Raw genomic sequence first — 14,255 nt, forward strand, 5'->3', positions numbered from 1 at the left:
TTTCACCCCAGCATCCGCGCGACGTTCTGGAACCAGGCGACCAGCGGTCCCGGCAGGTAAAGTCCGGCGATCAGCACCAGAATGAGGTGGATGATCAGCGGCAGCATCGACGGCCGTTTCCCCGCGTCGACGACGCTGGGGCTCGGCTTGCCGAAGGCGATACCGGTCAGCCGCCAGACCAGCGCGCCGCTGGCGATCAGCAGGCCGAACACCAGCGGCACGGCGAGCAGCGGCTGCCGCGCGAAGGTGGAACTGACCAGCAGGAACTCACTCATGAAGATGCCCATCGGCGGCAGGCCGGCGATGGCGGCGACGCCGACGACGAGGCTCCAGCCGAGCGTCGGGTGGCTCTCGGTGAGGCCGCGGATGTCGGCGATCTTCTGCGTGCCCTTGACCTGCGCCACCTGCCCGACGGCGAAGAAGATCGCCGACTTGGTCAGCGAGTGCATGGTCATGTGCAGGAGGCCGGCGAAGTTGGCGAGCGGCCCGCCCATGCCGAAGGCGAAGGCGATCAGGCCCATGTGCTCGATCGACGAGTAGGCGAACAGCCGCTTGATGTCGCGCCGGAGGTAGAGCATGAAGCCGGCGAAGATCAGCGACACCAGGCCGAGCGTGACGAGCAGCGGCCCCGGCGCCACCGCGAACGGGTTGGCGGCGAGCAGCATCTTGAAGCGCAACAGCGCGTAGAGCGCCACGTTGAGCAGCAGGCCCGACAGCACCGCCGAGATCGGCGTCGGTCCTTCGGCATGGGCGTCCGGCAGCCAGGCGTGCAGCGGTGCCAGGCCGACCTTGGTGCCGTAGCCGAGCATCAGGAACACGAAGGCGACGTTGAGCAACTCCGGGCTGAAGGCGGCGGCGTGGGCGACCAGCGTCGTCCAGACCATGGCATCGTGGCCTTCGCCGATCACCGGCCGGGCGGCCATGTAGATCAGGATGGTGCCGAACAGCGCCAGCGCGATGCCCACCGAGCCGAGGATGAAGTATTTCCAGGCCGCTTCCAGCGCCGCCTGCGTCCGGTAGAGGCCGACCATCAGCACGGTGGTCAGCGTCGCCAGCTCGACCGCCACCCACATCAGGCCGACGTTGTTGGCGGTCAGCCCGAGGTTCATCGACAGGCTGAGCGCCTGATACATGCCGTGGTAGAAGCGGATGTAGCCCGGCTTCAGCCGGCCGATCTCGATTTCGTGGCCGATGTAGCTCGCCGAGAAGATCGACGTGGTGAAGCCGACGAAGGTGCCGAGCACGATGAAGACGATGTTGAGGTCGTCGACGAACAGGAAGCCTACCGCCGGATCCGGTCGCTCGAACAGCAGCGTCAGCGCGAACAGGAAGGTGATGCCGGAGGCCAGCATGTTGAGGCGGGCGCCGAGCTTGTAGCTGGAGATCAGCGCGAGGATCAGCGCCGCCGCTCCGGGCACCGCCAAGAGGGCATCGATCGGGGCGAAGGGCAAGAGATGGAGAAAGGCGGTCATTCCCGGCCCTCCCGGAAGTCGTCGAGGGCTTGGGTGTCGATGGTGTCGAAGCGCTCGCGGATGCGGAACAGGAACACGCCGATGACGATGAAGGCGACCAGCACCGAGAAGGCGACGGAGATCTCCACCACCAGCGGCATGCCGCGGGCGCCGGTGGCGGCCAGCACGAGACCGTTTTCGAGACTCATGAAGCCGACGATCTGGCTGATGGCGTTCTGCCGCGTCACCATCATCAGGAGACCGAGCAGGATGACGGAGAGGGCGAGGGCGAGGTCCTCGCGGGCGATCGGGTCGGCCTCGGCGGCGGCCGGCAGCATCACCACCATGGAGAGGGCGACGAGGCCGATGCCCATCAGCATGGTCGGGCCGATGCCGCCCACCGTCTCGATGTCGCGGTGGACGCCGAGCCGCACCACCATGTGATGCAGCGCCACGGGAATGATGATCGCCTTGAGGATCAGCGCGATGGCGGCGGTGACGTAGAGATGCGGCGCCGCCTGGATGTAGGCCTGCCAGGCGACCGACAGCGACAGCACCACGGCATGCGCCGCGAACACGTTGAGCAGGCCGAGGATGCGGTTCTGGTAGAGCATCATGAAGCTCACCAGCACCATGCCGCCGGCCAGCAGATGCGCCGCGTCGAGCGAGAAGCGTTCCATCAGAAGCTCCTCGAAACGAACAAGAGCAGCGTGCCGAGGAAGCCGAGCATCAAGGCGCCGCCGACGAATTCCGGCACGCGGAACACCCGCATCTTGGCGATGGCCGTCTCGAACAGCACCATCAGGAAGCCGCCGACCGCCAGCTTGCCGACGAACGTGACAACGCCGAAGGCCATTTCGAGAAGGCCGTCGCCCTGCCGGGCGATCCCCCAGGGCGCGAAGATGCAGGCGATCAGCGAGATGTAGAGCAGGAGCTTCAGCGCCGCCGCCAGCTCGATCACCGCGAGATGGCGGCCGGAGTATTCGAGCACCATCGCCTCGTGCACCATGGTCAGTTCGAGATGTGTAGCCGGGTTGTCGACGGGCACGCGGGCGTTCTCGGTCAGCGCGACGATGATCAGGCCGATCAGCGCGAGGCCCAGCGACACGCGCAGCGTCGCATGGTCGACCATGAAGGCGGCCACCGTCGAGAGCTGCGTCGAGCCGGCGACCAGGGCGACGGTGAAGACGATCATGATCATCGCCGGCTCGGCCAGCGTCGCGAACAGCATCTCGCGGCTGGAGCCGATGCCGCCGAAGGCGGTGCCGATGTCCATGCCGGCGAGCGCCAGGAAGAAGCGCGCCGAGCCGAGCAGGGCGGTGATGGCGATCAGGTCGGCCGCCCAGGAGAAGTGCAGGCCGGTGGCGAAGGTCGGCACCAGCGCCGCCGCCACCCAGGTGGTGGCGAAGATCAGGTAGGGCGCGTTGCGGAACAGCCAGGAGGCGTTGTCGGCCAGTACCGCCTCCTTGCGGACGAGGCGGTAGAGATCGCGGTAGGGCTGGAGAATCGGCGGTCCCTGCCGGCGCAATAGGCGCGCCTTCACCTTGCGCGTGAAGCCGACGAGGCCGGGGGCGAGCGCCAGCACCAGCACCATCTGGGCGCCCTGGACGAGGATGGCGAGGATCAGGCCCATGTTGCCACCAGCACGAGAAGCAGGACCAGCGCCGCGAAGACGAGGCTGAGATAGCTGCGGATGGTCAGGAATTGCAGGACATTGAGCCGTTCGGCGGCATAGAGCACCGCGCCCTCCAGCGGCTCGTAGACGAACTCCCAGACGAGATCGCGGAGCGACAGCGTCAGCCGGGCCGGCGCGGTATCGCCGGGCGGCGGCATGGTCTGCGTGACCTTGGCGCGGAAGGCGATCGGCCCGAACACCCGGCGGATCGGCTGGGCGAAACTGTCGGCGGTGTATTGCGTCTGTGGCGAGGGGTCGGGGAAGCCGCAATCCCAGGGCGGCGCGCGGCGCACGGCGCGCGAGGCGAAATTGTGGATGACGCGGATCGCCGCCCAACTGGCCATCAGGATGAAGAAGAAGACGAGGAAGCCGGAATAGGAGCTGCGGCTCTCGGAGATCGGGATGATCGCGAGGTGCGGCAGGATCGGCTGCTTGGGCATGGCGCCGCCGACCAGCAATTGCGAGGCCGGCGACAGCGCGTCGAGGAACGGGCCCGGAAAGATGCCGGCGACGAGGCAGATGGCGATCAGCGCATACATCGCCCGGAGCTGCCAGCGGCCGACCTCATGGGCCGTCTCGGCGGCCGGCGAGCGCGGTCGGCTCAGGAAGGTGATGCCGAAGGCACGCACGAAGCAGGCGGCGGCCAGCGCGGCGGCGAGAGCCAGCATGGCGCCGGACGCCGGCACCAGGAAGCGCAGCGCCCATTGCGGCAGCTCGGGGCTGATCAGGATCGCCTGAAGGATCAGCCATTCCGAGACGAAGCCGTTGAGCGGCGGCAGCGCGGATATGGCCAGGCACCCGCCGAGGAACAGGTAGGCGGTCTCCGGCATGCGGTGGATCAGGCCGCCCAGCTTCTCGATGTCGCGCTCGCCGGCGCCGGTCAGCACGTTGCCGGCGCCGAAGAACAACAGGCTCTTGAACAGCGAATGGTTGAAAGCGTGGAAGATGGCGGCGGTGACGGCCAGCGCCGCGGCGCCGGCCATGTCGTTGGTCTTGAAGGCGAGGCCGAGGCCGAGGCCGATGAACACGATGCCGATGTTCTCGACCGTCGAATAGGCGAGGAGCCGCTTGAGGTCGCGTTGCAGCACGGCGTGCAGCACGCCGAGCACCGCCGATGCCGCCCCGAGGATCAGCACCACCACCGCCCACCACCAGGCAGGCTGGCCGGCAAGGTCGAACACCACGCGGATGAAGCCATAGACGGCCACCTTGGTCATCACGCCGGACATCAGCGCTGACACATGGCTTGGCGCCGCCGGATGGGCGAGCGGCAGCCAGACGTGCAGCGGCACGAGGCCGGCCTTGGAGCCGGCGCCGAGCAGCATCAGGATCAGCACGAGGCCGGAGAGCCAGGGCGCGTGGCCGGCGGCGCGGATGGCCGCGAAGGCATAGCCGCCGTCCGGCCCGGCGAGCAGGCCGAAGGCGAGCAGCAGCATCAGCGTGCCGAACGAGGCCATCAACAGGTAGACGTAGCCGGCGCGCCGGTTCTCCGGATCGTGGTGATGGGCCATCACCAGCGCCCAGGAGGAGAGCGACATGAACTCCCAGGCCACCAGGAAGCTGAAGGCGTCGGCGGCGAGCACAACGAGGTTCATGCCGGCCAGGAAGGCCGGGTAGAAGGGCAACACGCGGCCCGGCTCTTCTTCATGGGCGCCGTAACCGACGGCATAGAAGGAAGCGACCACCGCGCCGAGGTTGACGATGATCAGGAAGGCGGCGCTGAGCGGGTCGATGGCGAAGTTGGCGCCGACCCATGGCAGGCCGACCGGCAGGCGGACGCCGCCCCAGTAGGCGCTGCCGCCCAGCAATCCGAAGAGGCCGCAGACGAGCAGCACGGCGGAGAACACGAGACTGGCGCCATAGACGGCGGGTGTCGCCCAGCGGACGCGGCGGGCGGTGAGGATCGGCGCCGCCACGGCGACGCCGGCGAGGCCGGCGACGCTCAGAAGGGCCGCTGCGATCGGCATGGTCACTTTTATTCCCCGTACGGGTTCGAGCCGCGCCCGGCGGCTCCGTGAAGGCCGGCGCCAGAATGGCCGGCTGCCCCGCACCGGCCGGTGCGGGCGCCGCGGCAGCGGCGCGCAATCGGCGCCGGAGGAGCGGCTTGTCAGGAAGACTCAAGGTGTGGCGGCGAGCATATCGGCTCGCCGCCAATCCCGAAATTGTTTGTTGGTCTTCAATCCATTCAGGTGGTCCGAGGCGCCGCCGCTGTTGCACGGATGCCGCGGCCCGCCTCTCAGCAGATGCGCGGCAACTGCTCGCCGGCCAGCCAGTCGACGATGCGGCCGCCACCGAAGCCGGTGGTCATCTGCACGAAGTGCTGGTCGTCTTCCACCGCGTCGCCGATGATCGCCGCATCGGCGCCAAGCGGATGGCCCCGCATCGCCGCGAGCAGCGCTTCCGCCGCCTCCGGCGCCACGACCACGACCAGCTTGCCCTCGTTGGCGACATTGAGCGGGTCGAGGCCGAGCAGTTCGCAGGCGGCGGCCACCTGCTTCTTGATCGGGATGTGATCCTCGACGATGCGGAAGCCGACGCCCGACTGGTGGGCCAGTTCGTTGAGCGTCGCCGCGAGGCCGCCGCGCGTCGGGTCGCGCATCAGCTTAAGGTGCGGACCGGCCACCGTCACCATCGCCTCGACGAGGCCGTTGAGGGCCGCGCTGTCGGAGAGGATTTCCGTCTCGAAGGTCAGGTTCTCGCGGCTCGACATGATGGCGACGCCATGATCGCCCATCGATCCCGAGACGATCACCTTGTCGCCGGGCCGCGCCCGGTCGCCGGAGAGGGCGAGCCCGTCCGGCACCACGCCGACGCCGGCCGTCGAGATGAACACGCCGTCGGCCTTGCCGCGCTCCACCACCTTGGTGTCGCCGGTAACGACCAGCACGCCGGCCGCTTTCGCCGCCGCGCCCATGGAGTCGGCGATACGCTTGAGATCGCCGAGCGGGAAACCTTCCTCGATGATGTAGCTCGCCGACAGATAGAGCGGCTTCGCCCCGGCCATGGCGAGGTCGTTGACCGTGCCGTGCACGGCCAGCGAACCGATGTCGCCGCCCGGAAAGAACAGCGGCGACACCACATAGCCGTCGGTGGTCATCACCATGCGGCCGCCGGCCGGCGTCGGGAAGCTCGCCTGATCGTTGCCCTGTTCGAGCAGCTCGTTGCCGAAGGCATCCTTGAAGATCGAGGATATCAGCTCGGCCATGGCGCGGCCGCCGGCGCCGTGGCTCATGTCGACGCGGCCGTTCTTCAGGTCGAGCTTGCGGCGGAAGGTCTTGCTCATGCGCTTTTCCTGAGGCCGGCGCCGGCTTCGCGATCACGGAAGCGGCCGTAGGTCCAGTGGGCGGCGCAGGCGCCTTCCGACGACACCATGCAGGCGCCGGTCGGCGTCTCCGGCGTGCAGACGGTGCCGAAGAGGCGACAGTCGGCAGGCTTCTTCTGGCCGCGCAGGATGGCGCCGCATTCGCAGGCCGGGTTGTCCTCGGCCGGCTGCGTCTCGATGGAGAAGCGCTTTTCGGCGTCATAGAAGGCGTAGGCGTCGCGGAGCTTCAGGGCGCTTTTCGGCACCGTGCCGAGGCCGCGCCACTCGAAGCTGTCGCGCAGCTCGAACACTTCGTCGCAGAGGTCGATGGCGACGGAATTGCCGTCGGCGCGGACGGCGCGGATATACTGGTTCTCCACCTCGGCCCGCTGCTCGTTGACCTGCCGCACCAGCATCAGGATGGAGTACATCACGTCCAGCGGCTCGAAACCGGCGATCACCACCGGCTTGCGATAGTCGCGGGCGAACACCCGGTAGGGCTCCATGCCGATGATCGTCGAGACGTGCGACGGCCCGACGAAGCCCTCGATGGCGATCGGCGGCTCGTCCGGCGTCGGCTCCCGGTCGAGGATGGCCCGCATGGCCACCGGTGTCAGCACGTGGTTGCAGTAGATCGAGAAATTGGTGAGGCCCTTGGCCTCGGCCGTCTTCAGGGCGACGGCGGTCGGCGGCGTCGTCGTCTCGAAGCCGATGGCGAAGAACACCACTTGCCGCTCGGGATTGGCCTCGGCGATGCGCAGCACGTCCAGCGAGGAATAGACCATGCGGATGTCGGCGCCGGCCGCCTTGGCCTTCATCAGGCTGAGGCCGCCGGAGGCCGGCACGCGCATCAGGTCGGCATAGGTGCAGAGCGTCACCTCCGGCCGCCGGGCGAGGCGGATAGCATCGTCGATGCGGCCGATCGGCAGCACGCAGACCGGGCAGCCGGGGCCGTGGATCATGCGGACGTTCGGCGGCAGCAGGTCCTCGATGCCGTAGCGGGAGATGGCGTGGGTGTGGCCGCCGCAGAACTCCATGAAGGCATAGGAGCGGTCGGGCCGCACCTCGGCGGCAATGGCGGCGGCGAGCGCCCGCGCCTTGTCGCCGTCGCGATATTCGTCGACGTATTTCATCGGGCGCCTCCTGCGGCCAGCGCCACGCCGCGCGCCTCATCGAGCAGATCGAGCGTCCGGCGCGCCTCGTCGGGATCGACCTTGGACAGGGCGTAGCCGACGTGGACGATGACGTAGTCGCCGACGGCGACATTCTTCACCAGCGCCACGGAAATGGTCATCGAGACGCCGTCGAGGCTGATCTTCGCCATGCTGTCGGGCAGAAGCTCGGTGACGAGGGCGGGAACGGCAAGGCACATGGATCAGGTCTCCGAGAAGGCCCAGCGGGCGAGGACGGCTTGCCCGAAGGACAGGCCGCCATCGTTGGCGGGCAGGCGCCGGGCGAGGAGGGGGGTGAGGTCGGATTTGAGGAGCGCCGCCGACAGGCCTTCGGCCAGCACGCGGTTCATCAGGCAGCCGCCGCCGAGCGCGATCGACTTGAGGCCGGAGGCGGTGGCGCCATGGCGGGCGAGGGCGGCGAGCCCGTCGATCAGCGTGCCGTGGAACAGCGCCGCGCCGGTGCGGGCATCGGGGCGGGCGAGGGCGAGATGGGCAAGGAACGGCGCGAAGGAGAGGACGCCGTCGTCCAGCGTGAAGCCGCCGGCCAGCGTGGCCGGCTCATCCACCAATGCTTCCAGCTCCATCGCCGCCTGCCCCTCGTAGTCCTGGACAGTGCGCACGCCGAGCAGCGCCGCCGCCGCGTCGAACAGCCGGCCGAGCGAGGTGGTGGCGAGCCTGTCGGCGCCCGAGGCGACGCGGCCGGCGATCGGCCCGGCCAGCGGCCGATCGGGGAACAAGGTGGCGGCGAGATCGGCCCGGCCGAGCGCCGCCAGTGCGCCGGCGCCCATCCGCCACGGTTCGCGGGCGGCGCGGTCGCCGCCGGGCAGCGGCAGCGGGGCGAGATGGCCGAGGCGGCGGTGCGCCGCGCCGTCCACCAGCAGCAGCTCGCCGCCCCAGGCGCCGCCGTCATCGCCGAGGCCGTGGCCGTCGAGGGCGAGGCCGAGCGCCGGACCTTCAAGGCCGGCTTCTGCGGCAACCGCCGCCACATGGGCGGCGTGGTGCTGGACGTGGATCACCGGCAGGCCGAACTCTTCGGCCATCTGGCTGGAGCGATAATCGGGATGGAGATCGCGGGCGACCAGCTCCGGCTTGATGCCGACGATGTCGATCAGGTGCTCGATCGTCTCGCGGTAGAATTTCAGCGTCTCGGCGGTGTCGAGGTCGCCGACGTGCTGCGACACGAAAGCCTCGCGGCCGCGCGTCAGCGTCACCGTCGCCTTGAGATGGGCGCCGAGGGCCAGCGTCGCCGGTCCGTCTTCGGTTAGCGTGATCGGCTCGGGCACGTAACCGCGCGCCCGGCGCAGGAAGCTCGGCGCGCCGGCGATCACCTGCGTGACGCTGTCGTCGGCGCGCACGACGATCGCCCTGTCGTGGGTGACGATCAGGTCGGCGATGCCGGCGAGGCGGCGGGTGGCGTCGTCATCGTCGACCACCAAGGGCTCGCCGCCGGGATTGGCCGAGGTGGCGACCAGCACGAAATCGTTGGCGGCGTGCGGATCGTGGCCGGCGAAATCGTGACCGGCGAGCGCCGCGAACAACAGATGATGCACCGGCGCATAGGCCAGCATGACGCCGACGCGGGCAAGGCCCGGCGAGACGGCCGGTGCCAGCACGCCGGCTTTCGCCGCCATCAATACGATCGGCCGGGCCACCGACGATGCAAGCGTTCGCTCCTCCACTGACGCCTCGGCCACCGCCGGGATCGAGGCGGCATTGGCGACCATCACCGCGAAGGGCTTGAACTCGCGCGCCTTCCTGGCCCGGAGCGCCGCCACCGCCACGGCGTTGCGGCCGTCGCAGACGAGATGGAAGCCGCCGATGCCCTTCAGCGCCACGATGCGGCCGGCCCGGATCGCCTTGGCGATGTCGGCGATTGGATGGCTGAGCTGCGGCCCGCAGGCCGGACAGGCGACCGGCTCGGCGTGGAAGCGGCGGTCGCGGACGTCGGTGTAGGCGGCGGCGCAGTCCGGGCACATCGGGAAGTCGGCCATCGACGTCTGCCGCCGGTCGTAGGGCAGGCGGCGGGTGATGGTGTAGCGCGGGCCGCAATGGGTGCAGTTGACGAAGGGATAGCCGAAATAGCGGCTGGTCGGTTCGAACAGCTCGGCGAGGCAGGCGTCACAGGTGGCGGCGTCGGCAACGATGCGCGTCATCGTCGCGCCGCCGACGCTGTCGCAGATGACGAAATCGCGGTCGCCGGCGAGCGGCAGGTCCTCGCGGAGGAAGGAATCGATGCGGGCGAGCGGCGGCGCCTCCGACCTCAGCCGGCGCGCGAATTCCTCGACGCGGGCGCCCTCGACCTCGATGGTAACGCCGTCGGCGCCGTTGTGGACGTAGCCGGCGAGGCCGCAGTCGGTAGCGAGACGATGCACGAACGGCCGCATGCCGACGCCCTGCACGGCGCCGTTCACCTTCAGGCGCAGGCGCGCCACGGTGGCGAAGGCGTCAAGGGCGGGCACGGCGGTCATCGTCCGGTCAGGCCCGGACGGCCGCGGCGCGGCTGAGGGCGGCGCGCGCTTCGATCCAGGCGTAGAAGGCGGCCATGCCTTCACCGGTTTCAGCCGACACCACCAGCGTCTGGAGATGCGGATTGACGGTCAGCGCGGCGGCGAGGCATTTGCCGACGTCGAACTTCAGATATGGCAACAGATCGGCCTTGTTGAGCAGCAGCAGGTCGGCGGCGGCGAACATATCCGGATATTTCAGCGGCTTGTCCTCGCCCTCGGTCACCGACAGCACCACCACCCTGTGCGCTTCGCCAAGGTCGAAGCCGGCCGGGCAGACGAGGTTGCCGACGTTCTCGATGAACAGGAGGCCGCCCGGCTCAAGCCGGAGGTCGTCGAGCGCGGCGCCGACCATGCCGGCTTCGAGGTGGCAGCCCTTGCCGGTGTTGATCTGCACGGCGCGGGCGCCGGTGGCGCGGATGCGGGCCGCGTCGTTGTCGGTCTGCTGGTCGCCCTCGACGACGGCGATGGGAAAGCGCCCCTTCAGGTCCTCGATGGCGCGCACCAGCAGCGTCGTCTTGCCCGAGCCGGGCGACGACATCAGGTTGAGCGCCAGCGTGCCGGTGGTGGCGAGGCGGGCGCGGTTCTGGCGGGCGGTGTCGTTGTTCCTGGCGAGGATGTCGCGCTCGATGCGGATCACCCGGTCGCCGTCGATGCCCGGCTGATGCACCGCGCCGAGCGGCGCCTCGTGCACGTGCGGATGATCGTGATGATGGCCGTGGTCATGATCGTGGTGATGGTCGTGATCATGCGAATGGGGATGATCATGCGGATGGTCGTGGTCATGATGGTGATGGTCGTGATCATGATCATGCGGATGGTCGTGGTCGTGCGCGTGGCCGTGCAGTTCCGCCGGCGTCTTGCCATTGATCCGGTAGCCGGTGCCACCAGAGCCGCAGCCGCAATCCTTGCACATCACTCCACCTCCAGTTCGCGCAGCCGCAATTCGTCGCCTTGCGTCATCTGCACGTGATGGCGCCCGCACGCCGGGCAGGCGCCGAAGCGTTCGCTCATCGGCACCGTCTTAGCACAGTCGAGGCACCAGCCACTGCCCGCGACACGCTCGATGACCAGCCTTGCATTCTCCGCAAGGGTGCCGTGGCTGACGGCCGTAAAGCAGAAGGCGAGGGCGGCCGGATCGACATGACCGAGCACGCCCACCTCCAGCACCACCGACTTGATCCTGATGGCGCCGTTCTTCCGCGCTTCCTCGACGGCGATGTCCACCACCGCCTCGCAAAGCGACATCTCATGCATGGGCCGCCCCTTCCGGAACGACATCCACCGCGACACAGGGAGAGAATTGCGCCGCCAGCCGGGCGATCGCCGTCACGGCGTCGCCGTCCGGCCGGAACCCCGCGAGGGCACGCGCAAACGGCCCCTCGGGATGGAAGTTCCATTCCGTGGGAGCGACGACGCGGGCGTCTCGGAGCCGTCCATCTCCTTGCACCACGGCAAAATAATATAACCGGCCGCGTGGACTTTCCACTGAGGCGTATCCCGTATTCATCTGCGTCCGATTTGCATCGAGCGGCACGGCGAAATTCCGGCCCTCGCCCGGCCGGGCGCACAGCCAATCGAGCGCCGCTTCCGCCTCGGCAAGGCGGGCGGCCAGCGTCGCGCCCGGCAGGCCGGCCGACCGGCCGGCACGCGCCGCCGGGCCGGTCTCGGGGTGCCGGCCGGAGAGAGCGGGCAAGGCGGCAAAGCCGGCATCGGCGGCGAGCGCGGTGACCACCGCCTCATCGTCGGCGACCGTCAGCGCGTCGGGCAGGGCGGCGGCGCCCGCTGTTGCCGGCAACCAGCCCGGCGCCAGTGCCAGCGCCGCGCCGATCGCCTCGGCACCGTCACCGACGACGCCGCTGCGGGTCGCATTGTAGGCGGCATCGAGGGCGTCGCGCACCACCGGGAAGGCGGCGACCGGCGCCAGATGGGCGAGGTCGCGCAGGTGCTCGGCAATGCGTTCGGCGGCGAGGCGCGCCTGCCAGCGGGCCACTTCCTCGGCCGGAACGATGCGTCCGATCGCCGCCGCCGCCGCCAGGGTCAGCGCGGCGGCATGCGACACGCCGCAGACGGCGTGCAGCAGCCCCACCGCCTCGATCGCCCGGCCAACCGGCTGGCCGGCGAAGCGGGCGGCCAGCGACAGCGGCCGCTCGGAGCGGACCGAGGCCTGGCCGACCGTGCCATCGACGAGGGTGAAGGCAACGACGATCCGTCCCGGATCGAGGCCGCTCATTCGTTGCCTCCCGTCCCGCCACGTCCGAGGCCGATCAGCCGCCGGCGATCGAGGCTGGCGGAGAGCGGCCCGACTTCCGACGGCTCGGCCTCGCGCAGCAATTCGTCGAGGGCGGCGAAGGCCACCGCCTCGGCCGCCACCTGATCCTCGAAGTCGCTCATCGGCGAGAACAGCGACGCCGCGCCGTAGCGGCTGCCGTCGTCCATCGAGGCGATCACGAAATCGACGCTGCCGGCCGGCAGGTCGAGCCGCAGCATCACGCCGTCGGGCGGCAGATCGATGCCGGCGTCGGGCAGGGCGACGACGTTCATGCACCAGGGCGTGACCACCACCGAGAAGCGGAAGCCGCCGAAGCGCCGCGACGGCGTCGCCATGACGGAGAGCGCCGGATTGTGGACCGGCAGGCCGGCCATGCGGCTTTCGGCCTCGCGCCAGAAGCCTTCGAGGCGACCGGCGACCGCCTCGTCGTCAAGGAGGTCAGCTGTCATCGTCGATCCTCAGGAACCGCGCCTTGGCACCGTCGCAATGCGGGCAGCGCCAGTCGTCCGGCAGCGCCTCGAACGGCGTGCCGGGCAACACGCCGGCCGCCTCGTCGCCCGCCGCCGGATCGTAGACGGTCCAGCAGACGCCGCACTCCCAGCGGTCTCCGGCGCGGTCGCTCATTTGAAATAAGCCTCCTCGATCTCGCGCAGCCGGACGGCCGAGTCGCGGAAATCCGCTTCAGCCGCCTGCGCCGTCACCGGCACGTCGCCGATCTCGATGGTGTCGAGCAGCATGGCGTCCATGGCGTTGAAGAACTGCACCGACCAGACGTTATGGATCGCCGTCGCCTGAATGCGGCAGGTGCCGTAGCCGCGCGACACGATCCGCACCGGGCCGTTGCCCAGCCGGTCGGTCAACAGCGCGATATCGTCCGGCAGCATCGGCAGTAGCGTCAGCGAGAGGACGTCGTTTGGCTGGCCCGGCCGATAGCGGGCGGCGCGGGCGGCGATCTCGTGCAGCACCGGCGGCGCGTTCATGACGCCCTCGGGGATGTCGCCGATCTCAAGGTGCGGCAGCGTCATCGCCGCCGCCCGCCGCACCGCCTGCGGCACGGCCGATACCTCGGCATAGTCGGCGAGAAGGCCACCGTCGGCGCCGACGAAGCGGACGCGCCACAAGCCGGCGAAGATGCTTTCGGAGATCTGCGCCACCACGCCGTCGGGCAGCGCCACGGTTGCCGCCACCTCGCCTTCGCCGAGGATTTCGCCGACGAGCCGTGTCTCCTCCTCGCCGAGCGCCGCGAGGTCGAACAGGATGCCGGGCGCCGCCGCCGTCTGGCGGTCGAGGGCGGCGGCGATCTCCGGCAGGAGGCGCGCGACGCCAGGGCAGCGGGCGATCAGCGCCTCGGCATCGGCGGTGGCCAGGAAGGCGAGCGTACCGGTGCCGGTGGTGCCGGCGGCGATCGTCGCGGCGGTTCCGAAGGCGGTGGTCATGCGTCGGCCCTCCGGGCATTGGCGGTGATTTCGATGCGGCTCGGGGCGACGTAATCCGGCGCGTCCGGCCTCAGCGCTGCCGCGAGGCGGTCGAGATAGTCGCTCCAGTCGCGGATGCGCGGCAGCACGTCGAGCACGCTCGCACCGCGCAGCACCACCAGCGACGGCAGTACCTCGACGCGGCAGCGCGCCTTCAGCGCCGCCTCGGCCGGCCGGGCGACCACGGCGGCGCGGTAGCGGCCGGGAAAGGCGGCCAGCAGTTCCGGCAGCACCACGGCGACATCGCCGCTGTCGCTCCGCTGGTCGGGATCGCCGGTGAAGAACAGCAGCGCGTGCTGCGGCTCGCCGGCGGCCGGCGTCAGGAAGGTGTCGAGCGTCTCGGCATCGACGACCGGCAGGCCGTGGCGGGTGGTGAGGGCGGCGATCAGCGCGGACATGGATGTC

At 69.7% G+C, this 14,255-nt stretch carries 15 protein-coding genes; all 15 read right to left on the bottom strand.

Features of this window, described 5'->3' with window-relative positions; all coding sequences use genetic code 11:
- Positions 1 to 2 precede the first annotated feature (2 nt).
- Positions 3 to 1,472: a hydrogenase 4 subunit F gene (locus H512_RS0110235; RefSeq protein WP_026783372.1), complete on the bottom strand. Its 1,470-nt coding sequence runs from the start codon at positions 1,470 to 1,472 to the stop codon at positions 3 to 5.
- Positions 1,469 to 2,131 (bottom strand): hydrogenase-4 component E, encoded by a 663-nt coding sequence (locus H512_RS0110240; RefSeq protein WP_026783373.1) that lies wholly within the window; start codon positions 2,129 to 2,131, stop codon positions 1,469 to 1,471. The genes H512_RS0110235 and H512_RS0110240 overlap by 4 nt, the downstream gene beginning before the upstream one ends.
- Positions 2,131 to 3,084: a respiratory chain complex I subunit 1 family protein gene (locus tag H512_RS0110245; RefSeq protein WP_026783374.1), complete on the bottom strand. Its 954-nt coding sequence runs from the start codon at positions 3,082 to 3,084 to the stop codon at positions 2,131 to 2,133. The genes H512_RS0110240 and H512_RS0110245 overlap by 1 nt, the downstream gene beginning before the upstream one ends.
- A complete protein-coding gene (hyfB, locus tag H512_RS0110250) occupies positions 3,075 to 5,093 on the bottom strand; it encodes a hydrogenase 4 subunit B (RefSeq protein ID WP_026783375.1) in 2,019 nt (672 codons plus the stop codon). Before hyfB ends, H512_RS0110245 begins: the two co-directional genes overlap by 10 nt.
- 269 nt (positions 5,094 to 5,362) lie before the next feature.
- Positions 5,363 to 6,409, bottom strand: a complete 1,047-nt coding sequence (hypE, locus tag H512_RS0110255; protein ID WP_026783376.1) for a hydrogenase expression/formation protein HypE — start codon at positions 6,407 to 6,409, stop codon at positions 5,363 to 5,365.
- A complete protein-coding gene (hypD, locus tag H512_RS0110260; protein WP_026783377.1) occupies positions 6,406 to 7,560 on the bottom strand; it encodes a hydrogenase formation protein HypD in 1,155 nt (384 codons plus the stop codon). The genes hypE and hypD overlap by 4 nt, the downstream gene beginning before the upstream one ends.
- Positions 7,557 to 7,799, bottom strand: coding sequence for a HypC/HybG/HupF family hydrogenase formation chaperone (locus H512_RS0110265; protein WP_026783378.1), 243 nt, complete (start codon positions 7,797 to 7,799; stop codon positions 7,557 to 7,559). The genes hypD and H512_RS0110265 overlap by 4 nt, the downstream gene beginning before the upstream one ends.
- Before the next feature lie 3 nt (positions 7,800 to 7,802).
- On the bottom strand, positions 7,803 to 10,067 hold the full coding sequence (hypF, locus tag H512_RS0110270) for a carbamoyltransferase HypF (RefSeq protein WP_053239747.1): 2,265 nt from the start codon (positions 10,065 to 10,067) through the stop codon (positions 7,803 to 7,805).
- A gap of 7 nt (positions 10,068 to 10,074) precedes the next feature.
- Complete coding sequence (hypB, locus tag H512_RS0110275; protein WP_026783380.1) at positions 10,075 to 11,019, bottom strand: hydrogenase nickel incorporation protein HypB; 945 nt, start codon at positions 11,017 to 11,019, stop codon at positions 10,075 to 10,077.
- Positions 11,019 to 11,360, bottom strand: a complete 342-nt coding sequence (hypA, locus tag H512_RS0110280) for a hydrogenase maturation nickel metallochaperone HypA (RefSeq protein WP_026783381.1) — start codon at positions 11,358 to 11,360, stop codon at positions 11,019 to 11,021. Before hypA ends, hypB begins: the two co-directional genes overlap by 1 nt.
- Positions 11,353 to 12,336, bottom strand: coding sequence for a hypothetical protein (locus H512_RS25775; RefSeq protein WP_053239748.1), 984 nt, complete (start codon positions 12,334 to 12,336; stop codon positions 11,353 to 11,355). The genes hypA and H512_RS25775 overlap by 8 nt, the downstream gene beginning before the upstream one ends.
- A complete protein-coding gene (hybE, locus tag H512_RS23470) occupies positions 12,333 to 12,824 on the bottom strand; it encodes a [NiFe]-hydrogenase assembly chaperone HybE (protein ID WP_053239749.1) in 492 nt (163 codons plus the stop codon). The genes H512_RS25775 and hybE overlap by 4 nt, the downstream gene beginning before the upstream one ends.
- Positions 12,814 to 12,999 (bottom strand): rubredoxin, encoded by a 186-nt coding sequence (locus H512_RS0110300; RefSeq protein WP_026783382.1) that lies wholly within the window; start codon positions 12,997 to 12,999, stop codon positions 12,814 to 12,816. Before H512_RS0110300 ends, hybE begins: the two co-directional genes overlap by 11 nt.
- Positions 12,996 to 13,811, bottom strand: a complete 816-nt coding sequence (locus H512_RS0110305; protein ID WP_026783383.1) for a hydrogenase expression/formation protein — start codon at positions 13,809 to 13,811, stop codon at positions 12,996 to 12,998. The genes H512_RS0110300 and H512_RS0110305 overlap by 4 nt, the downstream gene beginning before the upstream one ends.
- Positions 13,808 to 14,248 (bottom strand): thioredoxin domain-containing protein, encoded by a 441-nt coding sequence (locus tag H512_RS0110310; protein WP_026783384.1) that lies wholly within the window; start codon positions 14,246 to 14,248, stop codon positions 13,808 to 13,810. The genes H512_RS0110305 and H512_RS0110310 overlap by 4 nt, the downstream gene beginning before the upstream one ends.
- Between the last annotated feature and the right edge of the window lie 7 nt (positions 14,249 to 14,255).

The sequence above is a fragment of the Pleomorphomonas koreensis DSM 23070 genome (assembly GCF_000425185.1).
Taxonomy (GTDB): Bacteria; Pseudomonadota; Alphaproteobacteria; order Rhizobiales; family Pleomorphomonadaceae; genus Pleomorphomonas; species Pleomorphomonas koreensis.

Coding starts and splice junctions, on each gene's coding strand:
- H512_RS0110235 (WP_026783372.1), bottom strand. CDS start 1,472: ATGACCGCCTTTCTCCATCTCTTGCCCTTCGCCCCGATCGATGCCCTC.
- H512_RS0110240 (WP_026783373.1), bottom strand. CDS start 2,131: ATGGAACGCTTCTCGCTCGACGCGGCGCATCTGCTGGCCGGCGGCATG.
- H512_RS0110245 (WP_026783374.1), bottom strand. CDS start 3,084: ATGGGCCTGATCCTCGCCATCCTCGTCCAGGGCGCCCAGATGGTGCTG.
- hyfB (WP_026783375.1), bottom strand. CDS start 5,093: ATGCCGATCGCAGCGGCCCTTCTGAGCGTCGCCGGCCTCGCCGGCGTC.
- hypE (WP_026783376.1), bottom strand. CDS start 6,409: ATGAGCAAGACCTTCCGCCGCAAGCTCGACCTGAAGAACGGCCGCGTC.
- hypD (WP_026783377.1), bottom strand. CDS start 7,560: ATGAAATACGTCGACGAATATCGCGACGGCGACAAGGCGCGGGCGCTC.
- H512_RS0110265 (WP_026783378.1), bottom strand. CDS start 7,799: ATGTGCCTTGCCGTTCCCGCCCTCGTCACCGAGCTTCTGCCCGACAGC.
- hypF (WP_053239747.1), bottom strand. CDS start 10,067: ATGACCGCCGTGCCCGCCCTTGACGCCTTCGCCACCGTGGCGCGCCTG.
- hypB (WP_026783380.1), bottom strand. CDS start 11,019: ATGTGCAAGGATTGCGGCTGCGGCTCTGGTGGCACCGGCTACCGGATC.
- hypA (WP_026783381.1), bottom strand. CDS start 11,360: ATGCATGAGATGTCGCTTTGCGAGGCGGTGGTGGACATCGCCGTCGAG.
- H512_RS25775 (WP_053239748.1), bottom strand. CDS start 12,336: ATGAGCGGCCTCGATCCGGGACGGATCGTCGTTGCCTTCACCCTCGTC.
- hybE (WP_053239749.1), bottom strand. CDS start 12,824: ATGACAGCTGACCTCCTTGACGACGAGGCGGTCGCCGGTCGCCTCGAA.
- H512_RS0110300 (WP_026783382.1), bottom strand. CDS start 12,999: ATGAGCGACCGCGCCGGAGACCGCTGGGAGTGCGGCGTCTGCTGGACC.
- H512_RS0110305 (WP_026783383.1), bottom strand. CDS start 13,811: ATGACCACCGCCTTCGGAACCGCCGCGACGATCGCCGCCGGCACCACC.
- H512_RS0110310 (WP_026783384.1), bottom strand. CDS start 14,248: ATGTCCGCGCTGATCGCCGCCCTCACCACCCGCCACGGCCTGCCGGTC.